Here is a 22,783-nt window from a genome sequence, read left to right as displayed (position 1 = left end):
GGTGGTGGCCAGAGTGAGCCAGACGAGCCCGGCAGCGGCGAACAGCCGTGCGGCAAGCGGTATGAGCGTCCCCGGCGATCGGTACATGCCGAGGATCATGATCCGTCCCGGGCGGCAACAGTCGGGGGTCGTCGCTGATTCGCCGGAAGGGGGGAGATCTGCGGCTTTGTGTTTGAGACGGCCAACGGATGGGCGGGGCGCGGGAATTATCTCGGATCGCATTGAACGCCAGGGGCCCCGGCGCCCGTACCTAGGGCCATGTACGGCGCACACCGTGTGCCGCAGCCCCCAACAGACAGCGGGAGTACACATGAACACCTGGCGGAACGCCTCACTCGCGGTGACGGCGGTGGCAGTGCTGGCGCTGACGACGGCGTGCGGTCAGGACAAGGGCTCCTCGTCCGCGTACGGACAGACAGTGGGCGACGCCCAGCCCGCCGGCCAGGCGGCCGGGCAGCCCGGGGACGACGGCTACGGGACCGGCGGCGGGTACGGGTCCGGCAGCGGGTACGGCTCCGACTCGGACGCCAGCGCGGCAGCCAAGAAGTCGGCAGGCCAGCTGGCCGTCTGGGACAGCAAGAAGCTGGGAAAGGTGGTGACGGACAGCGCGGGGCTCACCCTCTACCGATTCGACAAGGACACCGCGAGCCCGCCGAAGTCGAATTGCGACGGCGACTGTGTGAAGGCCTGGCCGCCCGTTCCCGCAGGCAGTGTCACCGCGGCGCCCGGCGCCGACGCCGCACTCATCGGCCAGGTCACCAGGGGTGACGGCACGAAGCAGCTGACCATTGCGGGCTGGCCCATGTACCGGTACGCCAAGGACACCAAAGCGGGTGACGCGAAGGGGCAGGGCGTCGGTGGCACCTGGTTCGCGTCCGCACCCGACGGGAAGAAGGCGGCGCCCGCCGCGGCAGGCGCCGCCGCGGCGGGATCGGCGGACTCATTGCCCGGTCTCTCGGTGCGCAAGGACCCCAAACTCGGCGACATCATCGTGGACAAGCGTGGAATGACGGTCTACCGGCTGACAAAGGACTCCGCGTGGCCGATGAAGTCGGCATGCACCGGAGCCTGCCTCTCCAAGTGGCCGGTTGTCGCTCCTGTAGCGAAGAACGACACCGTGGACATCATCAAGAAGGGCTTTGTCACCTTCAACCGCCCCGACGGACTGAAGCAGCAGTCGATCAACTGCTGGCCCGTCTATACCTTCTCGGGTGACACCAAACCGGGAGACACCAATGGCCAGGGCGTTGGCGGCACGTGGTACGCGGTCACTCCCGACGCGAAACTGGTGGGCGCCGGCAAGTAGATACGCCCCCTTCTCCGGCCCGTTCCTGCACCCCCTGCAGGGCGGGCCGGACGCACTTGCCACCGGCGTGTGACCAATAACGGACCGCCAATTTCCGTTTTTGCTCGCTCTCTTGGCGGTGGATCAGTAGATTCGGCTCGAACACTGGCCATGGTCATGGCCGGACCGTCGTGCCGACTCGTTGGAGACATTGATGGAGCGTCCTGCCTGGGCCCCGCAGGGCATCGATCTTTCGGTGCCGAGTGTGTCGCGGATCTACGACTACTACTTGGGCGGTTCGCACAATTTCGAGGTGGATCGGGAAGCCGCCCGCAAAGCCATGGAGTTCATGCCGGGCCTCCCCAAGGTGATGCAGGCGAATCGCGCGTTCATGCGCCGGGCCGTCCGATACGCGGTCGAGCGGGGGATCACGCAATTCCTCGACATAGGTTCAGGTATTCCGACGTTCGGGAATGTCCACGAGGTGGCGCAGTCCATCGAACCGGAGGCCCGGGTGGTCTACGTGGACCACGATCCGGTCGCGGTCGCACACAGCAAGGCAGTACTCGAGGGCAATGACCGGACCGGCGTGCTGGCCGCGGATCTGCGCAAGCCCCAGGAGATCCTGGACAGCCCGGAGGTCGCAGGGCTCCTCGATCTGGACCGCCCGGTGGCTCTCCTGCTGGTCGCGGTACTCCACTTCATCGAGGACGCCGACGATCCGTACGCCGCCGTGGTCGCACTCCGCGAGGCGCTGGCACCCGGCAGCCTGCTGATCGTCACCCATGCGTCGTACGAGGGCATTCCCGTCCTGCAGGAGCAGGCGGGAGGCGCGGTGGGCGTCTACCGGAACATCCGCAATCCGCTGGTCATGCGCTCGTCCGAGGAGGTGGCCCGGTTCTTCGCCGGGTACGAACTCGTGGAGCCCGGCCTGGTCGCGATGCCCGACTGGCGGCCGGACACACCGGTCGACCCGGAGGACCTGTACGCCTTCGCCGGATTCGTCGGTGTGGGGCTCAAGGCGTGAACGTGCCCTACCGGAAAGCGGGATCCCCGGCGGACCAGGACAGCCCCGAAGACAGGCTGGGCCGCTTCGCGACCATCTGGAGCCGGGCCATCTTCCCGTCGACCGCCACCTCGCTCACCAGGCCCGAGTTCGAGCAGCACCTGCTGCCGCTCGCCCGCCGGCTGAGCGACGCCCTGCACGCCTGGCCCTTCGACCCGACGCCCGCGCACCGGGTCGGGGCCGATCTCGTCGCCGCGCACTGCACCGACCCGGACGCGCTCAGCCACACCCTCGGTGTGATCGACTCGTATCTGGTGCTCTACTGCGGCCGCGTCGAGGACGCTGCCGAGCTGACCCAGGAGGAGAGCCGGAACCGCTGCGCGCGTCTCCAGCACGCCCTCGCCGCCGGATTCTCACAGGCCCTGCGTGAGCGCACCCTCGCGGAGCAGGAAGCGATCGCCCGCTCCGCGCTCTCCGCGCGCAGCGCCGCGGAACAGGCCCTGCATGTCACCGAGACCCGGTTCCGCGCGGTGTTCGAGGACGCGGCGATCGGTATCGGCATCGCCGACCTCGACGGAAACATCCTGGAGGTCAACGACGCGCTGCTGCAGATGTTCGGCGGCCTCGACCACCATGTCCGCAGCCGCAAGGTGAACGAGTGGGTGCACCCCGAGGACGCCCCTCAGGTGTGGGGCCTGCATGCCGAGCTGGTGCGTGGGGAGCGCGACCACTACCGGGTCGAGAAGCCCTACTACCGCAATGACGGCACCGTTCTGTGGACCAATCTGACGGTGTCGCTGCTGCGTGACGAGGAGGGCCAGCCGCAGTACCAGCTGGCGCTGATGGAGGACACCACGGAGCGCCGGCTGCTCAACCTGCGGCTGCGCTACGAGGCGACGCACGACGCGCTGACCGGCCTGCCCAACAGAACCCTCTTCTTCGAGCGCCTCGACAAGGCGCTCGCCGCCAAGGACGGGATGCGCTTCGGCCTGTGCTACCTGGACCTCGACGGTTTCAAGGCGATCAACGACAGCCTGGGCCACTCGGCAGGGGACCGGCTGCTCGTCGAAGTGGCTGACCGGCTGCAGAGCTGCGCGACCGCGTCGTGCGAGATGGTGGCCCGGCTGGGCGGAGACGAATTCGTCGCGCTCACCACCGGCGACAACACCGCGCACGAGGTCGAGGAACTGGCCGTGCGGATTCTGTCGGCGCTGGCCACCCCCATCCGTATCGACGGCCGCGAACTGACCGTCCGGGGCAGCATCGGTGTGGTCGAGGGGCCGGCTGGCGCGCAGAGCCCCGCCGAGGTGCTGCGCAGCGCGGACATCACCATGTACCGGGCCAAGGCGGCGGGAGGCAACCGGTTCCAGCTGGCCGACGCCGAGGCGGACGCCCGTGCCATCACCCGGCACGGGCTGACCACAGCGCTGCCCGCCGCCCTGGAACGCGGTGAGTTCTTCATCGAGTACCAGCCGCTGGTGCATCTCGGCGACGGCAGTGTGCACGGCGCGGAAGCTCTCGTGCGCTGGTCCCATCCGCAGCACGGGGTACTCGGTCCCGACCGGTTCATCTCCCTCGCCGAGCACACCGGGCTCATCGTGCCGCTCGGCCGGTGGGTACTCGAGGAGTCGGTGCGGCAGGCCAGGGGCTGGCAGCAGCGGCACCCCGCTCACAACGACGGCGGACCGCTGCGCATCAACGTGAATCTCTCGCCCACCCAGCTCTACCATCCCGGCCTGGTCGCGGACACCGTCGCCGTCCTGGAGCGCACCGGGCTCGATCCCGGCGCACTCTGCCTGGAGGTCACCGAATCGGCGTTGATCGGGGCGGACGACGACCTGCTGAAGCCGCTGCGGCAGCTGGCCGAGATGGGCGTGGACATCGCGCTCGACGACTTCGGAACCGGTTACTCCAATCTCGCCAATCTGCGCAGGCTGCCGGTGAGCGTGCTCAAGCTGGACCGTTCCTTCACCCAGTCGATGCAGCAGCACCCGGCCGACCCGGTGGACCTCAAGATCGTCGAGGGCATCGTCGCGCTGGCCCACAGCCTGGAGCTCGCGGTCACGGTGGAGGGGGTGGAGACCGGTGCGCAGGCCGACCAGCTGAGGGACCTCGGCTGTGACACCGCGCAGGGCTGGTACTACGCAAGGCCGGGAGCGCCCGACCGGATTCACAGTCTGTCGCTGGCCGACGCCGTGTGACATGACAGCAGGACGTCCTGCAGCACTCGGGCGGCGCGAGGCGGTGCGACGTCGCTCCGGTGTGCCAGCGCGATCGTCCGGCGCAGCCCCGGGCGGGCCAGCGGCGTGACCCGCAGTCCGTGTCCGGCCCGGGCGGCGATCATGCCGGGTACGACGGCGACGCCAAGCCCGGCCCTCACGAAGCCGAGCACGGCGTCCATCTCGCCGCCCTCGACGGTGAAGTACGGCTCGAAGCCCTTGGCGCGGCAGGCCGAGACGGTGAGGTCCCGCAGGTCGTAGCCGTACCGGAACATCACCATGGGTTCCCCCTCGAGATCGGCGATCCGCAGGGGTGAGCGCGGCGCCGCTGTCGCCAGGGAGGAGACCACGACCAGGTCCTCCTGGAGCAGCTCGATCGTGGTGAGCGCGGGGGACGGGGTGGGCAGCGGCAGCACCACCAGGGCGAGATCGAGTGCGCCACGCGCCAGTTCCCTCACCAGATCGTGCGAGCCGCCCTCCTCGATCAGCAGCTGGATGCCGGGGTGCTGGTCGTGGAAGGCTCGCAGCACATCGGGAAGCAGACCGGTGCAGAGACTCGGCGTCGCGCCCAGGCGTACCCGGCCGCGGCGCAACTGGGCCAGCTCCTGCACCTCGTGGCGGGCCGTTTCGGCGTCGGCGAGGATGCGCAGGGCCAGCGGGAGCAGGGCCTCACCGGCGTCGGTGAGCGTGATGTTTCCCCGGGCCCTGCTGAACAGCTCGGCGCCCAGCTCCTTCTCCAGAGCTCTGATCTGCTGGGAGAGCGACGGCTGCGCGACATGCACCTCCTCGGCCGCGCGGGTGAAGTGGCGGGTCTCAGCGACCGCGACGAAGTAGGAGAGCTGGTGGAGCTGCATAGGAAGCACGATAGCCGTTGGCTATGGACATGAGCTGTTCCATGTCTTGGACCTCTGACGTGGTGCCCCCGTAACGTCTTTGACCATGGCACTGGCAACGAAGGCGGACCGAAGGCCGTCCCTGGCGCGGACGGTCTGGGGATCGACCGTCGGCAAAAAGACGATCATGGCTGTGAGCGGCCTGATCATGCTGTTGTACCTGGTCGTCCATATGCTCGGAAATCTGAAGATCTTCTTCGGTCCGGGGGACTTCAACCACTACGCCCACTGGCTGCGCACCATCGGTGAGCCGTTCCTGCACTACGAATGGGCGCTGTGGATCATCCGCGTCATGCTCGTCGCAGCGGTAGTACTGCACGCGGTGTGCGCCTGGCAGCTCAGCCGGCGTGATCTGCGGGCCCGGCCCGTCGCGTATGCGCACAAGCGCCCCCGCGCCAGCTATGCCACCCGCACCATGCGCTGGGGCGGCGTCATCCTCGCGCTCTTCATCGTCTGGCATCTGCTGGACCTCACCACCCTGACGGTGAACGACAACGCACAGGCCGGGCACCCGTACGAGAACGTCGTCGCGACGTTCGACACCTGGTACGGCGACGTCATCTACATCGTCGCGATGCTCGCTCTCGGACTGCACATCAGGCACGGCTTCTGGAGCGCCGCACAGACCCTCGGCGCGGGCAGGGCCACCCGCGACCGCCTTCTGAAGACCACCGCCAACCTCCTCGCACTGGTGCTGACGGCCGGCTTCATCTCCGTACCCGTCGCCGTCATGACCGGAGTCGTGAGCTGACATGACCGACTACTCGCAGTACGGGACCGGCACGCCGGTCGCCGACACCAAGGCCCCACGCGGCCCCGTCGCCGAACGCTGGGACACCCGCCGCTTCGAGGCCAAACTCGTCAACCCGGCCAACCGGCGCAAGCTCACCGTGATCGTGGTCGGTACCGGGCTCGCGGGCGGCTCCGCAGGCGCGACCCTCGCCGAACAGGGCTACCACGTCGTGCAGTTCTGCTACCAGGACTCCCCGCGCCGCGCCCACTCCATCGCCGCCCAGGGCGGCATCAACGCCGCCAAGAACTACCGTAACGACGGCGACTCGGTCCACCGGTTGTTCTACGACACCGTCAAGGGCGGTGACTTCAGGTCCCGCGAGTCCAACGTCCACCGACTCGCCCAGATCTCGGTGGAGATCATCGACCAGTGTGTCGCCCAGGGAGTGCCCTTCGCCCGGGAGTACGGCGGTCTCCTCGACACCCGCTCCTTCGGCGGCGTACAGGTCTCGCGCACCTTCTACGCCCGTGGGCAGACGGGACAGCAGCTGCTGCTCGGTGCCTATCAGGCACTGTCACGCCAGATCGCGGCCGGAACCGTCGACATGCATCCGCGAACCGAGATGCTCGATCTGATCGTCGTGGACGGCAAGGCCCGTGGAATCGTGGCCCGCGACCTGATCACCGGGAGGATCACCTGTCACTTCGCGGACGCTGTGGTGCTGGCCAGCGGCGGCTACGGCAACGTCTTCCATCTGTCGACGAACGCCATGAACTCCAACGCGACCGCGGTGTGGCGTGCGCACCGGCGGGGCGCCTGGTTCGCGAACCCCTGTTTCACCCAGATCCACCCCACCTGCATCCCGCGCACCGGGGACCATCAGTCCAAACTCACCCTGATGAGCGAGTCGCTGCGCAACGACGGGCGCATCTGGGTACCGAAGGCGAAGGGCGACAGCCGCCCGGCCGGCGAGATCCCCGAGGATGAGCGCGACTACTACCTGGAGCGCACCTACCCCTCCTACGGCAATCTGGTGCCGCGTGACATCGCGTCGCGCGCGGCGAAGAACGTCTGCGACGAGGGCCGCGGAGTGGGGCCCGGCGGTCAGGGCGTCTACCTGGACTTCGCCGACGCGATCGCCCGGATGGGCCGCAGGGCCGTCGAGGAGAAGTACGGCAACCTCTTCGACATGTACGCCCGGATCACCGCGGAGAATCCTTATGAGACTCCGATGCGGATCTATCCGGCCGTGCACTACACCATGGGCGGACTGTGGGTCGACTACGACCTGCAGACCACCGTTCCCGGCCTGTTCGCGATCGGTGAGGCCAACTTCTCCGACCACGGTGCCAACCGGCTCGGTGCCTCCGCGCTGATGCAGGGACTCGCCGACGGGTACTTCGTCCTGCCTGCGACCATCAACGACTACCTCGCCCGCAACCCCCGCCACGATCCGATCGACGAGGATCACCCGGCAGTCGCCGAGGCGGTCGCGGAGACCGAGGACCGGCTCAACCTGCTGCTCGCCGTCGGCGGTGACCGCACTGCCGACTCTTTCCACCGTGAGATCGGTGAACTGATGTGGGAGTTCTGCGGTATGGCCCGCACGGAGGAGGGCCTGCGCAAGGCCCTGGACCGCCTGCCCCAGATCCGCGAGGAGTTCTGGCGCCGGATCAAGGTGCCGGGTACCGGTGAGGAGTTCAACCAGTCGCTCGAACGTGCCAACCGGGTCGTCGACTATCTGGAACTGGCGGAACTCATGTGCCTCGACGCCCTGCACAGGACCGAGTCCTGCGGAGGCCACTTCAGAGAGGAGTCCCGGACCCCGGAGGGCGAGGCCGAGCGCAAGGACGACGCGTTCTCCTACGCCGCGGCCTGGGAGTTCAGCACGACCGGCGAGCCACCCGTCCTGCACAAGGAAGACCTGGTCTTCGAGTACGTCCATCCCACTCAGCGGAGCTACGCATGAAGCTCACCCTGCGCGTCTGGCGCCAGAAGAACGCGAACGCCGCCGGTGCCATGACCACCTACGAAGTCGACGGCATCGCACAGGACATGTCGTTCCTCGAAATGCTCGACACCCTGAACGAGGAACTCACCCTCAGCGGCGACGAACCGGTGGCCTTCGACCACGACTGCCGCGAAGGGATCTGCGGAGCCTGCAGCCTGGTCATCAACGGTGACGCGCACGGCCCGGAGCGCACCACCACCTGCCAGCTCCACATGCGGGCCTTCCAGGACGGCGACACCATCGACATCGAACCGTGGCGGGCCGCGGCCTTCCCGGTCGTCCGGGACCTGGTGGTCGACCGCTCGGCCTTCGACCGGATCATCCAGTCGGGCGGCTACGTGAGTGCTCCGACCGGCGCCGCACCGGAAGCACATGCCACACCCGTGCCGAAGCCGGACGCCGACTTCGCCTTCGAACATGCCGAGTGCATCGGCTGCGGCGCGTGTGTCGCGGCCTGCCCCAACGGCTCCGCCATGCTGTTCACATCGGCGAAGATCAATCATCTCAACGCGCTGCCGCAGGGCGGGCCCGAGCGAGAGACCCGGGTCCTCGACATGGTCGCGCAGATGGACGAGGAGGGCTTCGGCGGCTGCACGCTCACCGGCGAGTGCGCCACCGCCTGCCCCAAGGGCATCCCGCTGCCTTCCATCACCGCCATGAACAAGGAGTGGCTGCGGGCCACTCGCAAGGTCGGGCGCTGACGGCCGGCTGCCGGGCACGCGCCGCGGCGTACTCCGTGGCCACCGTCAGGAAGGATGCGCGGTGCGTGCGGCCTGCCTGAGATAGGGCGCGGTGCGGCTGCCCGGTGCCGCGGCCACGTCGGCCGGCGGCCCCGCGGCGACGACCCGTCCGCCCTCGTCACCCCCGCCGGGTCCGAGGTCGATCACCCAGTCGGCACCGGCCACCACGGACATGTCGTGCTCGACGACCACCACCGAGTGGCCGGCATCCACCAGGTCGTGCAACTGCCGCATCAGCACCTCGACATCGGCGGGATGCAGCCCGGTGGTCGGCTCGTCGAGAACGTACAGGGTGTGACCGCGGCGGGCACGCTGCAGTTCGCTCGCCAGCTTGATGCGCTGTGCCTCGCCTCCGGACAACTCGGTGGCCGGCTGGCCGAGCCGCAGATAGCCGAGACCCACATCGAGCAGCGCGCGCAGGACGCGGACGGCGGCGGGCGACCCGGCGAAGAAGCCGGCAGCGGCCTCCACCGTGAGGTCGAGCACGTCCGCGATGCTGAGGCCCTGATGAGTGATCTCCAGGGTCTCCGCGTTGTAGCGCGCGCCGCGGCAGTCGGGACAGGGGGCGTAGGTGCTCGGCAGGAAGAGCAGTTCGACGGAGACGAACCCCTCACCCTGACAGGTCTCGCACCGCCCGCCCGGCACATTGAAGGAGAACCTGCCGGCCCGGTAACCACGTGCCCGTGCCGCTTCGGTGGCGCTGAAGAGCTTCCTGACGGCATCGAAGAGACCGGTGTAGGTCGCCGGATTGGAGCGGGGCGTGCGGCCGATCGGTTTCTGATCAACCGTCACCAGGCGGTTCACGCCAGGCAGCTCATCGGTGATCTCGCCGACGAGAGTGGACTTGCCGGACCCCGAGACCCCGGTGACTGCGGTGAGGACGCCCAGCGGAACCTCCGCCCGCAGACCGTCGAGATTGTGCCGGGTTACCGGGCCCAGCTCCAGGTGTCCGGTGGGTGTGCGTACCGGACCCGGGGGAGCGGCGCCAGGGCCCGGGAAGAGGTAACGGCGGGTGACCGACGCCTTCACATGGGCGAGCTCGGCCGGCGGGCCGCTGTGCAGCACCCTTCCGCCGTGCTCGCCCGCGGCGGGTCCGACGTCGACGATCCAGTCCGCGCGCCGCACGACGTCCAGTTGGTGCTCCACGACGAAGACCGAGTTCCCGCCCGCCCTGAGCCGGTCCAGGACCACCAGCAGCGCCTCGGTGTCGGCGGGGTGCAGGCCTGCCGACGGTTCGTCGAGAACATAGACCACACCGAACAGACCGGACCGCAGCTGGGTCGCGAGCCGCAGCCGCTGCAGTTCACCGGAGGAGAGGCTGGGCGTGCTGCGGTCGAGGCTGAGGTAGCCGAGACCGAGCTCGGTGACGACCGCGATCCGCGCCAGCAGATCGGCGGTCAGTACCCGGGCCGCACCGTTGTCCTGCTCGCCCCCCAGTACCTCGGCGAGCGCGGTCAGCGGGAGCGCGGCGAGTTCGGCGATCGAACGGCCGGAAAAGGTGACTGCCAGGGACTCCTGGCGCAGTCTGCGTCCCCCGCACAGCGGACACGGCGCGCTCGAAAGGAACCGCTCCGCCCGGGCCCGCAGTGACTGGCTCTTCGAGTCGGCGAAGGTGTGCAGGACGTAGCGCTGCGCGCTCATGTAGGTGCCCTGGTAGGGGCGGTGGATCCGCCCTGCTTCCCTGATCGGATGCACGGTCACCACCGGCTGTTCATCGGTGAACAGGATCCAGTCGCGGTCCGCCCGGCTGAGCTCCCGCCACGGCCGCTCCACGTCGTATCCGAGGGCGTCCAGCACATCCCGCAGGTTCTTGCCCTGCCAGGCCCCGGGCCATGCGGCGATGGCACCCTCCCGGATCGACAGCGAGGGATCCGGGACGAGAAGCTCCTCGCCGGTGCGGTGGACCACCCCCAGGCCGTGGCACTCGGGGCAGGCGCCGGCCGCGGTGTTCGGCGAGAAGGCGTCCGAGTCCAGCCGCTCGGCGCCGGCCGGATAGTCGCCCGCCCGCGAGAAGAGCATGCGCAGGGAGTTGGAGAGGGTGGTGACCGTGCCGACGGAGGATCGCGAGGTGGGCGCCGATCTGCGCTGCTCCAGGGAGACCGCCGGAGGAAGACCACTGATCTGCCCGACCTTCGGTGCGCCCACCTGATGGATCAGCCGCCGGGCGTACGGAGCGACCGACTCGAAGTAGCGGCGCTGCGCCTCCGCGTAGATCGTCCCGAAGGCGAGCGACGACTTGCCCGAGCCCGAGACCCCGGTGAAGGCGACCAGCGCGTCACGGGGAATGTCCACGTCGACGCCACGCAGATTGTGCTCGCGTGCACCGCGGACGCGTACATACGGGTCATGAGGGCTTTGCATACCGAAATCCTAGGTGGTGACTTGCTGAGGGGCCTGCGGCCGCCGCACTCCCCTGGCCCCGGGCAGGTCCGGCCCTAGACGCCCGCCGGCATGCCGGCGTCCACCTCCGACGACCCGCAGCGCGCTGTCCGCCGCGTGCCTCGCGAAACGGGGAACGCGGTCCGCAGCTCGCTCAGCTGACGACGGCCGCCAGCCGGCGGTACGAATCGAGCAGGTCACCGCGGTCGTACGTGCTGGTCGTGACGAGAAATTCATCGGCCCCACTGCGGTCCAGGACCTTCTCCAGACCGTCGGCGACCTCGTCATCGGTGCCGTACAGCTGGCCCCGCTGCGCCTCATCGAAAAGGATGCGCTCCCGTTCCGTCATCCGCAGTCCGAGGATCTTCTCGACGGGGGCCAGCGGCGGGAACTCACCATGGGTGCGCGAGTAGGCAGTGGCCCAGGCCTCGGACAGCAGCAGCCTGCGGGCCTCCTCCGCTGACGCGGCCACCGCGACGGTGCCTGAGAGGATGACATAGGGCTCCTCGCCCCAAGCGGACGGCCGGAAGGACCGCCGGTAGCCGTCCACTGCCCGCAGCATCTCGTCCTCGCCGCGGACCGCCGCGATCACCAGAGGCAGCCCCGCCGCGGCTGCCACCTGTGCGCCCGCGCCGGTGGCCAGGACGAACGCGGGAGGACGCAGGCCTTCCGCCGGCCGGGCGTGGACCTGCGGGTGGGCGGACTGCTCACCGGAGAAGTACCCCAGCAGTTCGTCCAGCTGACCCGCGAAGTCCTGGGCGTCCTCCTTGCCGTGTCCGAGAGCCCTGCGGATCCCGCCGGTGAATCCGACCGAGCGGCCCAGCCCCATGTCGATGCGGCCGGGGAAGAGCGACTCCAGCACACCGAACTGTTCGGCGACCACCAGCGGCCGGTGATTGGGCAGCATCACCCCGCCGGTACCGACCCGGATCGTCGAGGTCGCTGCCGCCACGGCGGCAGCGAGAACGGTCGGTGCAGAGCCCGCGACACCGGGCACGCTGTGATGCTCCGAGACCCAGAACCGGTGGTAACCGAGCGCTTCCGTCCGCTGGGCGAAGCGCACCGTATCGCGCAGTGCCTGAGGACCGTCGTGCCCCTCGCGGGTGCGCGAACGGTCCAGCACCGAGAACCGGGTCGAGGAGATCGCAGAGCTCACACAGCATTCAACGTGCCTGCGGTGCTCGCATTCCCGGGGCCGGCGCAGTGCAGGACAACAGCAGGCCACCGGCTGTTTCCGGCCAGGGGGAGACGTTCCGCAGCGCCGGGGGACGCTCAGGAGGGCGAGGGGCGCGCCTGAGCGGCCCGCGGAGTCTCGGTGCCCTCCTCGCGCTTGAGGGACGGTGACGGGCAGGGGCGCCTTCGAAGGCTCTGGGAGGGGCCTTTGGAGGGGCCCTGTCACTCACCGTCCTCAAGCCGGAAACCGACCTTGATGCCGACCTGGTAGTGCTCGATCTGCCCGTCCACGATATGGCCGCGGACCTGTGTGACCTCGAACCAGTCGAGGCCGCGAAGGGTCTGCGAGGCGCGCGCCACACCGTTGCGAATGGCTTGGTCGACTCCTTCGTGCGAGGTGCCGACGATCTCCGTGACCCGGTAGGTGTTGTCCGACATGGCGTCGCACTCCTTCCCTCATCTCTCGGCGGTCCAGAACTCCACGGTGCCCCACCCCGGCGTACTCCGCGAGGCGTCAAGCGGAGTTCCGCACATCAGCAGGGCGGGGGAGAGCGCCGGGACGTCGAGGATCCTGGCCTCTGCCTCGTTGACCACGGTCGGCCCCGATCGACTGCACCACTTCGTGTACGTACACCCGGTGCTGACCGGTGACGACGAGTTCGCCGACGGCCGCACGGGGTGGGACGGGAGGCGTCGAGCTCGGCACAGAGCGTGCGCTCCGAGGGGACGGCGTGACCGGCCCAGCCCGTTTCGGTCAGCCCGAACAGATGCTCGCGAACCCGTTCGTGAGTGAGTACGGCGCCCGAGGAACCGCTGCGTCCGCATGCCGGGAAAAGGCGGGATCGTGTGACGGTTCCCCCTTGACCTCCATGATTGGTATGTACCAAACTCCAGCCACACCCGGTCAAGCCGTCCGCGCTTCCCCCACGTCGGGTCATGCACTGCCGTGTCCGTACGACAGAGGTGACCGCCGTGAAAACCCGTATTCGTGCCAGAAACCGCCTGGGCTCGGTCTGTACCGCGCTGCTCTGCACCGCTGCTCTCACGTCGTGCGGCTACCTGCCCGGCTCTGCCGGCCACACCACGACGGTCACGGTCTGGCTGATGAAGGACAGCGCATCCGACGAGTTCATCAAGCACTTCACCGAAGAGTTCGAACACAAGCACCGGAGCATCAAGCTGGACATCCGCATCCAGGAGTGGAGCGGTATCGGCCCCAAGGTCACCGCGGCGCTGAGAACGGGCGGCGGCCCTGACGTGATCGAGGTCGGCAACACCCAGGTCGCCATGTACGCGGACAGCGGAGCCCTGCGCGATCTGACCCTGGAGTCCGTCAGAGATCTGGGCAGCAAGGACTGGCTGCCGGGACTCGCCGACCCGGGAAGCATCAACGGAGCACAGTTCGGCATCCCCTGGTACGCGGCGAACCGGGTGGTCGTCTACAACAAGGAGCTGTTCAAGAAGGCCGGCATCGCCCGGCCTCCCGGAACCCGGGCGCAGTGGATCGAGGACACCACACGGCTCAACCGCGGTGACCAGCAGGGGATCTACCTGGCAGGCCAGGACTGGTACACCCTCTCCGGGTTCGTCTGGGACGAGGGCGGAGAGCTCGCAGTGGAGTCAGGCGGCACGTTCACCGGCGCACTCGACAGTCCGGCCGCCCTCAGGGGCATGGATTTCTACCGGCAGCTGCAGGCGCTGGGCCGGGGACCCAGAAACGCGGACGAAGCGCATCCCCCGCAGGCCGATGTGTTCGCCGACGGCGATGTCGCACAGATCATCGCCGTACCGGGCACGGCCCAGACCATCGTGAAGAGCAACCCGGCCCTCAAGGGGAAGCTCGGCTTCTTCCCCGTCCCCGGGAAGAAAGCCGGCAGGCCGGCCGCGGTCTTCACCGGCGGTTCGGATCTGATCGTCCCCGCCAAGGCCGACCACACCGACGCGGCGGTCGATGTCGTCGAAGCCCTGGCGGGGACGGAGTGGCAGACGGAGCTGGCCAGGACGATGAGCTACGTCCCCAACAAGTCCACCCTCGCCGACGCGGTCAAAGGTGAGGAAGGGACTTCCGCGATGGCCGCCGGTGCGGCGGAGGGCCGGGCCACCCCGAACTCGCCGCAGTGGGCGGCGGTCGAGGCGGACAACCCGATCAAGCCCTACATGACGCAGGTGCTCGACGGCCAGGACCCCAGGAGGTCCGCGAAGGCGGCGTCGGAGCGTCTCACGGACGAGTTGCTGGAGCGCTGAGCGACAGCGCGAACCGCCCCTCCGGGTCCGTCCAACATGGCCTCCGCGCCCCGCTGGACGGCCAATTGGGCGGCGCTGTCCCAGCGAGCGCGGAAGGGACGCAGTGCAGGCGCGCACACCGTACGGGCATGACCGACTTCCTCCACTGACCAGTTGCCGAGCTCGACTCATGGGCAACGCTCGCGGCTGCTGGGCACCGGGTCAACCGGTACAGCCAGAATGAGAAGACCTCTCCTGGTCTTCTGAGGAGGTTCATGTGTGCGACGCATGTCACCGGGGTGCAGGGTTCGCATGCGCTACTGTGCAACGCGTTGCAGCGGACGGTGGCAAGGGGGAAACATGATGCGTGAGGGACAGGGGCGGACCGGTCTTGGGCACCGAAGTCGGCATGGAATGGCGCAAGTCGGGGCGAAGGTGGCCGCCGCCGGCCTCGTTGCGGTCGTAACGCTTTCGCTGAGTGGGTGCGGGGGTGGCGGCTCGGGTGGTGCGCCGGACGGCAAGAAGACGGCCGCCGAAAAGCCGGCCGCCGCGGAACCCAAGGGCAAGGGTCTGGAGATGAAGGGCGCGGACGGCGCGGTGCTCACCATCGACTCCGTGCAGCGGTACGAGGGCGGTGTGGTGACTGTCCGCGGCGAGATGCGCAACGACGGCAAGGTGGCGCTGAACACCGACCACTGGACCGGCGGCAACGATCTGTCGCTGAAGAACGGCTACTCCTCGTCGGGCGCCTCCCTGGTGGACCTCAAGGGCAAGAAGCGCTACTACCCGCTGCGGGACACCCAGGGCAACTGCCTGTGCAACCAGTTCCACACGGTCTTCCAGCCCGGCGACACGGCCTCGGTCTTCGTCCAGTTCCCGGCGCCGCCGGAGGGCACCACGGAGGTCGACTTCGCCATGCCGACCTTCGGCACCGCTCCTGTCAAGATCACGGTCGCGGAGTGAGGCCCGCGACGACGGCACGCACCGCTGCCGCCCGGCTCGCGGCCTGCGCGCTCACCGCCGTTTACCTGACGACTCTCCTCGGTCTGTACGACGCCCCTGCGGCCCGTGCCGACCCCTCGCCCAGCGCCTCGCCCGCGCCGCCGCCCGTTCCGGTCGATCCGCACGCCGAGGTCCTGGAGCTGGAGAAGGGCGCGGAGCTGGCCCCTCCCGTGGTGGTCGACATCCTCTCGGTTTCCGGCGACCTGTCCGGCGATTCGGAGCGCGAGGAATCGAACGACGACATCAAGCTGACCCTCCAGTCCGAGGTCCTCTTCGCCAAGGACAGTGCGGAGCTGAGCGGCCGCGCCGACGGCCGGATCGCCGAGGTCGCCGAGGAGATCAGGCAGAACGGCCCGCGGAAGGTCACGGTCCGCGGCTTCACCGACAATCTGGGGACGTACGCCCACGGCAAGACCCTCTCCACACAGCGTGCCGAGGCCGTACACAAGGCGCTCGCCGCGGAGTTGGGTGCGTCCGGGACCGCCTACGAGGTGGCGGGCAAGAGCGAGGACGATCCCATCGCGGACAACTCCACCGAGGAGGGCCGGAAGAAGAACCGACGGGTGGAGATCTCGTTCGGGCGGGGGACGCGCGAGTAGGGCGCAGTCGGCCGGCGGAATCCACACCGACCAGCGGCAGGTCGGTCTCACTCCGCCGCGCGGCCCCGGCGATCAGGCCCTCCGGCGGGGCGGAGAAGACACCGGCGTCGCGCCGGACGCGGAAGCCTCCGTAGACGGTGGCTCAGGGGCCGAACTCGGAGGCATCCCGCCACTGGCCCGAACGACGTATTTCAACGCTTGTCGGGCAGGAGCCGGAACGCGGACCGGAAGCGTGACAGTTCCGCGAACGACTCCTGCCGGACAGCGCCATGCGACAGACTCATCCCGCGTCCTTCACGCTGGGTGGGTGCGCCCCTGGTCGGAGCACGTGGCCAGCTGAAGGCCCGGTGTATGTACGGCAGTTGCCCATGTCAGTGATGAGGGGCGGGGCGACATGCCGGACGCCACGTCAGATCAAGCTAGGGAGCGGTGGCGAGAATGAGCGCAAACCCGGCGTCGGAGTCGGCCCAGAGCTGATCCGTACGGAGGCCCGCACCGGCCATTTCTCCCCGCAGCCCGTCCGTGGTGAACTTCGCACTGCGCTCCGTGATCCACTCCTCTCCCGGACCGAAAGGAACCGCCAGGTCGAGCCCCCGGATCTTGACGCGCTGCTCGACTCGGCTTCGCAGCCTCATCTCGATGTGACTCTCGGCGCTGTTCCACACCGACACGTGGTCGAAGGCGTCCGCGTCGAAGTCTGCGTCCAGTTCGCGGTTCAGGACGTGCAGCAGATTCTTGTCGAACTCGGCGGTGATGCCTTGGCTGTCGTCGTACGCGCTGATCATCTCTTCTTCGTGCTTGTCCTTGACCAGGTCGGCGCCGATCAGCAGGAAGTCTTCGGGGCGCATGATGTCTCGGAGCCCGCGGAGGAAGGGGACTCGGGTCGATCGCCGGAAGTTCCCCAACGTGCTGCCGAGGAAGGCGATGAGCCGTGAGCCGTGGGCAGGCAGCTCCGGCAGGACGAGTGGAGCCGTGAAGTCGGCACGGAGTGCGTGAAGGTTGATCCCCGGATAGTCCTGGACCAGTTGGGTGCTGGCTTGGTGAAGCGCGTCCGCGCTGACGTCGACAGGGATGTACCGAAGGCCTGCCGGTCCCAGAGCCTCAATGATCAACTTAGTCTTCGTCGAACTTCCCGAGCCAAGTTCGACGAGGCTGCGGGCACCGGTCCGTGCGGCGATGTCGGTGGCATGGCACTGGAGCAACCCCAGTTCCGCGCGCCACAAGGGGTATTCCGGGAGCTGGGTGATCTGCTCGAAGAGTTCGCTGCCCCGGGCGTCGTAGAACCAGGTGGGCGCCGTGGACTTCGGGGTGCTGGTCAGACCATCGTGGATGTCGGCGTGCAGTGCCGTGGCGTAGTGCTCGGCTTCGAGGGTGTCGGTGTAGCCGTAGTTGCGGGGGCCAGTCATGAGTGCCTCTCTTCGGTCGACGCAACATCGGTGGAGTGTCGGGATTCCAGTTCGCGGGCCGATATGGCGACCCCGGCAGCCGAGGTGACCTCCCACGTTTCGGAGAGCGCGCTGACGATTGCCATGAGCATGGTTCCCATGACTTCCATGGCCTTGCCCGCGGCTGTGGGTGCACGTAGTGGCAGATGGGACGAGAGAGCAGACAGACTTCTCCCTGTCCTGGGCGAATGCGTCAGGCCGTGCGGCACATCGGCACGCAGTGCGGCGTCCGTGGCGTCCTCCGGCAGGGTGCGGGTCAACAGGAACGGGCTCACGCAGTGGGCTCCTTGAGGGGAGTGAGCAGGACATCGTCCCGGGTCGCCACCAGCAGCGTGCGGTCCGGGACCCGATGCCAGCGGGGATCGTCGTCGTAGGGCTCGGAGGCCACCACTGTGCGGCGGCCCGGTTCTTCGAGGTACCAGAGTGTGTCGCCCCAGACGGTGGCGGCGATGGACGCGCCGTCCGTCAGCAACAGATTGAGCCGGGAGCCGGACGCGGTGGCGGCCAGGTCGGTGACGGTGTCGGCCAGTGCCTGGCCCATCTCGTCCCCCTCGCGCAGCCGGTGCAGGACAAGTGCCCAGACCAGTGCCGAGTCGCAGCGGGCCTCCATGGCGAGCAGTTCGACCGCCGGAAGTGATGCGGCGAGCCCGGCGGCGCTGTCCGGCCAGCCCTTGAGCGCCCCGTTGTGGCTGAACAGCCAGCGGTCCGCGGCGAAGGGCGCGGCTGCGGCCTCACCGTCCGCCCCCGCAACGGTGGCGTCGCGCACCGCGGCCAGCAGCGCCCCGCTGCGTACCACCCGGGCCAGGTCGGCGAACGAGAGATCGGCCCAGACGGGCCCGGCGCGGCGGTAGCGGGCCGGCGCGGGATCGCCTTCGGCATACCAGCCGACGCCGAATCCGTCCGCGTTCACCGTTCCGTAGCGCTGGTGACGCGGGGCCCAGGACTGGCGCAGCAGCCCGTGAGCCGGCGTCACCAGGACCTCGCCGAGCGGCTCCGCTTCGCCCAGGCAGGCGATGTGCCGGCACATCAGGCATCCCTCGCCGTGCGGAATCCGGCGAAGATCTGACGGCGCACCGGCAGGTCCCAGTTGCGGAAGGTGGCACGGCAGGCCACCTCGCCCACCGCGAAGGCACCTCCGCGCAGCACCTTGTGGTCCGGGCCGAAGAAGACCTCCGAGTACTCGCGGTAGGGGAAGGCCACGAAGCCCGGGTAGGGCAGGAAGTCGCTCGACGTCCATTCCCAGACATCGCCGATCAGCTGCCGCACCCCGAGCGGGGACGCGCCGGCCGGATAGCTGCCCGCGGGGGCGGGACCCAGATGGCGCTGGCCGAGATTGGCGTGCTCAGGGGTCGGATCCGAGTCTCCCCAGGGATAGCGGTGGGACGTGCCGGTGTCCGGATCGTGCCGGGCGGCCTTCTCCCACTCCGCTTCGGTGGGCAGCCTCCGCCCCGCCCAGCGCGCATAGGCATCCGCCTCGTACCAGCTCACATGGATCACCGGCTCGTCGAGAGGCACGGGTTCCACGACACCGAAACGCCGGCGCAGCCACTGGCCGCCCTCCCGGCGCCAGAACAGCGGCGCAGCGAGTTCATGTCCGCGGACCAGGTCCCAGCCCTTCTCCGTCCACCAGCGTTCGTCCTGGTAACCGCCGTCCTCGATGAAATGCAGAAAGGCGCCGTTGGTCACCGGCGTGCTGTCGATGTGGAAGGCGGGGACCAGACGGCTGTGCGCGGGCTGTTCGTTGTCCAGAGCCCATGGCTCGGTCGATGTGCCCATGGTGAAGGGGCCTGCCGGAACCAGGATTTCGGCCTTGAGCCCCGTGGTGTCCGACGGAGGTGGGGCGGGGGCGGTGAGCGCGGCGGGACCACTGCGCAGCTGGTGGGTGATCAGCATGGTCTCGTCGTGCTGCTGTTCGTGCTGGGCGATCATTCCGAAGGCGAAGCCCGCGTCGACCAGCGGCCGCCCGTGCAGCGGGGTGCCCTCCAGGACATCGAGGACCCGGCCGCGCACCTCCGACGCATAGCTGCGGGCCTCTGCGGGGGCGAGCAGGGGAAGGCTGGGGCGGCTCGCCCGCGGGTGCTCGAAGGCGTCGTAGACCGAGTCGATCTCGGGGCGTATCGCCTCACGGCCGGCGACTGCCCGCAGCAGCCACTGCTCCTCCTGGTTGGAGATGTGGGCCAGGTCCCAGACCAAGGGGGACATCAGCGGCGAGTGCTGCGCCGTCAGGTCGTTGTCGTCCACGCAGTCGGTCAGGGCGCTGGTACGGGTGCGAGCAGTGGTGAGGGCTTCGAGCGCGTGCTGCCGCAGTGCCGTGGAGTCGGCGGTCATGGTCGGATGTCCTTCCCGTGGTCGAGCCCCGGCTCGGGAGACTCGGGAGAGAGGTCGAGGTCGAGCAGATCGTCGGCGGGGCAACGGCCCCGTGCGACGTAGCGGTCGGTGAACGACGCGACTGCCTCGCACAACGCGGCGGACGCGCCGATCCGGGGGAGCGCCTCGAGCGCGGCGGCGAAGCAGACCACCGCTGCCGCCTGCAGCTCGGCATCGGCGAGGCCGGACCTGGCCGCGTTGGTCCACAGCGGATTACGCGGGGCGGGCTGCGGACCGGCTGTTTCCGCGAGGGGTTTGACGGCCCGGTACACGGTCTCGGCCGCCGCCGGGTCGTCGAACAGCGCCGTGGTCACCGCGAACGGCACCATCCAGCCGTCATCGCCCGGCTGGGCGTCGATCATGCGCAGCTCGAGATGGCCGCGCGGCCGGACCGGCGGGAAGAGCGTGCTCATGTGGTAGTCGAGATCTTCCCGGGTCGGCGGCCGGGGGAGGCCGGTACGGACCCAGTCGCGGAACGTGAGGCCCTCCGGGGTCGGCCAGGGGCCCGTGTCATCACGGATGCACATGACCGGCGTGTCCAGGACATGTGCCGCCCAGTCATCCCGGGGCCCCCGGCCGTCGAACGGCGCGAGGGAGCGGACCGGATCGAGAGCGGCCCACTGGAACTGCCGGGTGGACAGCCACCCGGTCCGCCGGCCCTGCCGGTGCGGCGAATTGGCGAACGCGGCCACCAGGACCGCACCCAGCAGATGTGCCAGCTGCCAGCGCCTGCCGTATCCGAGCGGTCCGGGTTCCTCGTGCCCGATGTCGAGGCAGACCTGGATGGAGGCCGAACCGCACATCATGGCGCGGCCGGCGTCCCCGCTGCGGTCCAGACAGGCCTCCATGGCGTCATAGCGCGGCTCGTGCAGCATCCGGCGCGGCGGATGCCAGGGATCCTGGCCGATGCCGGTGAGCACCAGGCCGTGCCCGCGCAGCACGGTGCGTACGGCATCCAGATCGGCGGAGACGGATTCGATGCACTCCGTCAGGGAAGCGGCGGGGAGCGAGCTGAGCTCCAGCTGACCGCCGGGTTCGAAGGTGAGGGCTGAGGCGAGCGGCAACGCACGCACGGCGGCGTGGGCCTGCTCGATCCGAGCTGTGGACAGGGCTATGCGGGGGTCGCGAAGATCGTGGATGAGCCATTCGAGCTCGACACCAACGGTCCTCGGCGGTCCCGTCTTGAAGCAGATACATCGGAGCAGGTCCTTCGCATCCGCTTCGCTGAGCAAGGGTTGGGGCATGATCGGCTCCTTGGTCCGAAGATACCGTCAAGCACTCTCCGATGCCTTCCGGAGAACACTTCGTCCTACCTAAGCCAACGCCGCCGGTCCGCACAAGTGCGCCCGTGGCGGACCGGAATTCGCTTGCGCAGCCGCCCGCCGACAACTCACGATGTCCGCTATGAGTGCACGGCTGCGCGGTATCGCGAAGGAGACCGAGGAGATCGTCAGGGCCGGCGGATACCGGGATCCGGAGGGACGCGAGGTGTCCATCGCAGCCGAACTGGCCGCCGCTCTCGGCGGGACCCGGCTCTTCGGGCCCGAGCCGGGTCCGCCCGGCCCGGTCCCTGTCACCGGCTCCGCACCGAGCCGCACGGCCTTCGCGGTGACGGATGAGAGCAGCATCCGAGCCGCCCGCCGGATGAAGGCGGAGCGACCCGGCGCCGTAGCGGTACTGGCCTTCGCCTCCGCGCGGAACCCGGGAGGCGGCTACCTGAACGGTGCACAGGCGCAGGAAGAGGCGCTCTGCCGCTCATCGGCGCTGTACGCGTGTCTGCTGCGGGTGCCCGACTTCTACGCCGTTCACCGACAGGTGCGAAGCGCCTTCTACACCGACCGGGTGATCCACGCCCCGGGCGTCCCGGTGTTCCGCGACGACCGGGCGCGGCTCCTTCGTGAGCCACGCACGGTGGGTTTTCTGGTCTCCGCCGCGCCCAACGCGGGGGTGATCGCGGCGCGAACGCCCGATGAGGCCCACCTCATCCCCCCGGCTCTCACGACGCGGGCCGGCCGGGTGCTGGAGACCGCGGTCGCCTGCGGCTACCGGCGGCTGGTGCTCGGGGCCTGGGGCTGCGGAGTCTTCCGCAACGACCCGGCCCGGGTGGCGGAGGCCTTCCACACTCACCTGACGGGGGACGGCCGCTTCGCGGCCCACTTCGAAGAGGTGGCCTTCGCCGTGCTCGACCGGGACCCCGCGTCGGCCACCCGGGCCGCGTTCCGCCGGACCTTCGCGGGTCAGGTCCAGCCGTAGCGTTCCTTCAGCCGTTCCACGACGGCGTCGAACCGCGGCCGGTCGAGTGCGCAGGCCTCACGCCGCATCCCGTCCTCGAACACCCGCAGCACCCGGTCCAGGTCGACCCAGGACTCCCGCCCTTCCCGGTCCCAGGGGCCGGCGCCGATCGCCAGCCACTCGCGGTCACGGTCGTGCCGCTTGCTGGAGAGCCGCACGGCGAGCAGGGTGCCCGCCTCCTCACGGGCCACCACCAGCACCGGACGGTCCTTGCCGCGTCCGTCGTTCTCCTCGTAGGGCACCCAGGTCCAGACGATCTCGCCGGGGTCGGGAGCGCCGTCACGGTCGGGTGCGTAAGAGGTGTGCACCGGCCCGATGTCGTGAGGCTCGGCCTCGGTGGTGGCGTGGGGCCCGGTGCTGCCCGGCAGGTCGCCCTGTTCACTGCGATAGGTCGTCATCCGGGTCACGGTAGGACC

21 protein-coding genes are annotated in these 22,783 nt (G+C 69.1%); 10 read left to right on the top strand and 11 right to left on the bottom strand.

Annotated elements, in window-relative coordinates; translation table 11 throughout:
• Positions 1-310 precede the first annotated feature (310 nt).
• The 3 genes from OHS16_RS02855 to OHS16_RS02845 all read left to right on the top strand — a co-directional run bounded on the left by OHS16_RS02855 (position 311) and on the right by OHS16_RS02845 (position 4,492).
• Positions 311-1,306, top strand: coding sequence for an SCO0930 family lipoprotein (locus OHS16_RS02855; protein ID WP_328535549.1), 996 nt, complete (start codon positions 311-313; stop codon positions 1,304-1,306).
• Positions 1,307-1,499: 193 nt separating this feature from the next.
• Positions 1,500-2,312 (top strand): SAM-dependent methyltransferase, encoded by an 813-nt coding sequence (locus OHS16_RS02850; protein WP_328535548.1) that lies wholly within the window; start codon positions 1,500-1,502, stop codon positions 2,310-2,312.
• Entirely contained in the window at positions 2,309-4,492 is a 2,184-nt protein-coding gene (locus OHS16_RS02845) for a putative bifunctional diguanylate cyclase/phosphodiesterase (protein WP_328535547.1), read from the top strand. Before OHS16_RS02850 ends, OHS16_RS02845 begins: the two co-directional genes overlap by 4 nt.
• Here OHS16_RS02845 and OHS16_RS02840 read toward each other — a convergent pair.
• Complete coding sequence (locus OHS16_RS02840; protein WP_328535546.1) at positions 4,462-5,364, bottom strand: LysR family transcriptional regulator; 903 nt, start codon at positions 5,362-5,364, stop codon at positions 4,462-4,464. The two genes, OHS16_RS02845 and OHS16_RS02840, sit on opposite strands and share 31 nt — an antisense overlap.
• A gap of 85 nt (positions 5,365-5,449) precedes the next feature.
• On the opposite strand from OHS16_RS02840, the gene OHS16_RS02835 reads away from it, so the two are divergent.
• Genes OHS16_RS02835 through OHS16_RS02825 form a run of 3 tightly spaced genes read left to right on the top strand, consistent with a single transcriptional unit; the run spans position 5,450 to position 8,848 of the window.
• Positions 5,450-6,154: a succinate dehydrogenase cytochrome b subunit gene (locus OHS16_RS02835; protein WP_328535545.1), complete on the top strand. Its 705-nt coding sequence runs from the start codon at positions 5,450-5,452 to the stop codon at positions 6,152-6,154.
• Position 6,155: 1 nt separating this feature from the next.
• Positions 6,156-8,105: a fumarate reductase/succinate dehydrogenase flavoprotein subunit gene (locus OHS16_RS02830; RefSeq protein ID WP_328535544.1), complete on the top strand. Its 1,950-nt coding sequence runs from the start codon at positions 6,156-6,158 to the stop codon at positions 8,103-8,105.
• Positions 8,102-8,848, top strand: a complete 747-nt coding sequence (locus OHS16_RS02825; protein WP_328535543.1) for a succinate dehydrogenase/fumarate reductase iron-sulfur subunit — start codon at positions 8,102-8,104, stop codon at positions 8,846-8,848. Before OHS16_RS02830 ends, OHS16_RS02825 begins: the two co-directional genes overlap by 4 nt.
• Positions 8,849-8,893: 45 nt before the next feature.
• Here OHS16_RS02825 and OHS16_RS02820 read toward each other — a convergent pair whose 3' ends face one another.
• The 4 genes from OHS16_RS02820 to OHS16_RS02805 form a co-directional block, all read right to left on the bottom strand.
• Positions 8,894-11,248 (bottom strand): excinuclease ABC subunit UvrA, encoded by a 2,355-nt coding sequence (locus OHS16_RS02820; protein WP_328535542.1) that lies wholly within the window; start codon positions 11,246-11,248, stop codon positions 8,894-8,896.
• A 172-nt stretch (positions 11,249-11,420) separates the two neighbouring features.
• Complete coding sequence (locus OHS16_RS02815; protein WP_328535541.1) at positions 11,421-12,422, bottom strand: MsnO8 family LLM class oxidoreductase; 1,002 nt, start codon at positions 12,420-12,422, stop codon at positions 11,421-11,423.
• Between the two features lie 239 nt (positions 12,423-12,661).
• Positions 12,662-12,877 carry a dodecin gene (locus OHS16_RS02810; RefSeq protein ID WP_328535540.1) on the bottom strand — a complete coding sequence of 72 codons (216 nt, stop codon included), beginning with the start codon at positions 12,875-12,877 and terminating at the stop codon, positions 12,662-12,664.
• A gap of 18 nt (positions 12,878-12,895) precedes the next feature.
• Positions 12,896-13,033 (bottom strand): hypothetical protein, encoded by a 138-nt coding sequence (locus tag OHS16_RS02805; protein ID WP_328535539.1) that lies wholly within the window; start codon positions 13,031-13,033, stop codon positions 12,896-12,898.
• Between the two features lie 342 nt (positions 13,034-13,375).
• On the opposite strand from OHS16_RS02805, the gene OHS16_RS02800 reads away from it, so the two are divergent.
• The 3 genes from OHS16_RS02800 (at position 13,376) to OHS16_RS02790 (ending at position 16,263) form a co-directional block, all read left to right on the top strand.
• Positions 13,376-14,683 (top strand): extracellular solute-binding protein, encoded by a 1,308-nt coding sequence (locus OHS16_RS02800; protein ID WP_443042546.1) that lies wholly within the window; start codon positions 13,376-13,378, stop codon positions 14,681-14,683.
• Positions 14,684-15,076: 393 nt separating this feature from the next.
• A complete protein-coding gene (locus OHS16_RS02795; RefSeq protein WP_328535537.1) occupies positions 15,077-15,625 on the top strand; it encodes a hypothetical protein in 549 nt (182 codons plus the stop codon).
• A complete protein-coding gene (locus tag OHS16_RS02790; protein WP_328535536.1) occupies positions 15,622-16,263 on the top strand; it encodes an OmpA family protein in 642 nt (213 codons plus the stop codon). Before OHS16_RS02795 ends, OHS16_RS02790 begins: the two co-directional genes overlap by 4 nt.
• Positions 16,264-16,682: 419 nt before the next feature.
• Here OHS16_RS02790 and egtD read toward each other — a convergent pair whose 3' ends face one another.
• From egtD to egtA, 5 genes are read right to left on the bottom strand one after another with little or no spacing between them, the layout of a single operon-like run.
• A complete protein-coding gene (gene egtD, locus OHS16_RS02785) occupies positions 16,683-17,669 on the bottom strand; it encodes an L-histidine N(alpha)-methyltransferase (protein ID WP_328535535.1) in 987 nt (328 codons plus the stop codon).
• On the bottom strand, positions 17,666-17,983 hold the full coding sequence (locus OHS16_RS32055) for a hypothetical protein (RefSeq protein WP_443042545.1): 318 nt from the start codon (positions 17,981-17,983) through the stop codon (positions 17,666-17,668). The genes egtD and OHS16_RS32055 overlap by 4 nt, the downstream gene beginning before the upstream one ends.
• Positions 17,980-18,735 carry an ergothioneine biosynthesis protein EgtC gene (gene egtC, locus OHS16_RS02775; protein WP_328535534.1) on the bottom strand — a complete coding sequence of 252 codons (756 nt, stop codon included), beginning with the start codon at positions 18,733-18,735 and terminating at the stop codon, positions 17,980-17,982. Before egtC ends, OHS16_RS32055 begins: the two co-directional genes overlap by 4 nt.
• Positions 18,735-20,036, bottom strand: coding sequence for an ergothioneine biosynthesis protein EgtB (gene egtB, locus OHS16_RS02770; RefSeq protein WP_328535533.1), 1,302 nt, complete (start codon positions 20,034-20,036; stop codon positions 18,735-18,737). Before egtB ends, egtC begins: the two co-directional genes overlap by 1 nt.
• Positions 20,033-21,319: an ergothioneine biosynthesis glutamate--cysteine ligase EgtA gene (egtA, locus tag OHS16_RS02765; RefSeq protein ID WP_328535532.1), complete on the bottom strand. Its 1,287-nt coding sequence runs from the start codon at positions 21,317-21,319 to the stop codon at positions 20,033-20,035. Before egtA ends, egtB begins: the two co-directional genes overlap by 4 nt.
• Before the next feature lie 160 nt (positions 21,320-21,479).
• Between egtA and OHS16_RS02760 the strand changes: the two genes are divergently transcribed.
• Positions 21,480-22,328 (top strand): TIGR02452 family protein, encoded by an 849-nt coding sequence (locus OHS16_RS02760; RefSeq protein WP_328535531.1) that lies wholly within the window; start codon positions 21,480-21,482, stop codon positions 22,326-22,328.
• On the opposite strand, the gene OHS16_RS02755 is transcribed toward OHS16_RS02760, so the two are convergent.
• The gene (locus OHS16_RS02755; RefSeq protein WP_328535530.1) at positions 22,313-22,765 is read right to left on the bottom strand and encodes a type II toxin-antitoxin system PemK/MazF family toxin; all 453 of its coding nucleotides are present in this window, start codon (positions 22,763-22,765) and stop codon (positions 22,313-22,315) included. The genes OHS16_RS02760 and OHS16_RS02755 overlap by 16 nt on opposite strands.
• Positions 22,766-22,783: the final 18 nt, after the last annotated feature.

The sequence above is a fragment of the Streptomyces sp. NBC_00344 genome (assembly GCF_036088315.1).
In the GTDB taxonomy this organism is placed as follows: domain Bacteria; phylum Actinomycetota; class Actinomycetes; order Streptomycetales; family Streptomycetaceae; genus Streptomyces.
The sequence above is the reverse complement of the archived record's forward strand: the minus strand, read 5'-3'. Positions and strand labels throughout refer to the sequence as shown.

Excerpts from the sequence above, each read along its gene's own strand:
- OHS16_RS02840 (WP_328535546.1), bottom strand. The coding sequence starts at position 5,364 with ATGCAGCTCCACCAGCTCTCCTACTTCGTCGCGGTCGCTGAGACCCGC.
- OHS16_RS02825 (WP_328535543.1), top strand. The coding sequence starts at position 8,102 with ATGAAGCTCACCCTGCGCGTCTGGCGCCAGAAGAACGCGAACGCCGCC.
- OHS16_RS02855 (WP_328535549.1), top strand. The coding sequence starts at position 311 with ATGAACACCTGGCGGAACGCCTCACTCGCGGTGACGGCGGTGGCAGTG.
- egtD (WP_328535535.1), bottom strand. The coding sequence starts at position 17,669 with ATGACTGGCCCCCGCAACTACGGCTACACCGACACCCTCGAAGCCGAG.
- OHS16_RS02800 (WP_443042546.1), top strand. The coding sequence starts at position 13,376 with ATGCACTGCCGTGTCCGTACGACAGAGGTGACCGCCGTGAAAACCCGT.
- egtB (WP_328535533.1), bottom strand. The coding sequence starts at position 20,036 with ATGACCGCCGACTCCACGGCACTGCGGCAGCACGCGCTCGAAGCCCTC.
- OHS16_RS02850 (WP_328535548.1), top strand. The coding sequence starts at position 1,500 with ATGGAGCGTCCTGCCTGGGCCCCGCAGGGCATCGATCTTTCGGTGCCG.
- egtA (WP_328535532.1), bottom strand. The coding sequence starts at position 21,319 with ATGCCCCAACCCTTGCTCAGCGAAGCGGATGCGAAGGACCTGCTCCGA.
- OHS16_RS02810 (WP_328535540.1), bottom strand. The coding sequence starts at position 12,877 with ATGTCGGACAACACCTACCGGGTCACGGAGATCGTCGGCACCTCGCAC.
- OHS16_RS02820 (WP_328535542.1), bottom strand. The coding sequence starts at position 11,248 with ATGCAAAGCCCTCATGACCCGTATGTACGCGTCCGCGGTGCACGCGAG.
- OHS16_RS02795 (WP_328535537.1), top strand. The coding sequence starts at position 15,077 with ATGGCGCAAGTCGGGGCGAAGGTGGCCGCCGCCGGCCTCGTTGCGGTC.
- OHS16_RS02835 (WP_328535545.1), top strand. The coding sequence starts at position 5,450 with ATGGCACTGGCAACGAAGGCGGACCGAAGGCCGTCCCTGGCGCGGACG.
- egtC (WP_328535534.1), bottom strand. The coding sequence starts at position 18,735 with ATGTGCCGGCACATCGCCTGCCTGGGCGAAGCGGAGCCGCTCGGCGAG.
- OHS16_RS02760 (WP_328535531.1), top strand. The coding sequence starts at position 21,480 with ATGAGTGCACGGCTGCGCGGTATCGCGAAGGAGACCGAGGAGATCGTC.
- OHS16_RS02755 (WP_328535530.1), bottom strand. The coding sequence starts at position 22,765 with ATGACGACCTATCGCAGTGAACAGGGCGACCTGCCGGGCAGCACCGGG.
- OHS16_RS02830 (WP_328535544.1), top strand. The coding sequence starts at position 6,156 with ATGACCGACTACTCGCAGTACGGGACCGGCACGCCGGTCGCCGACACC.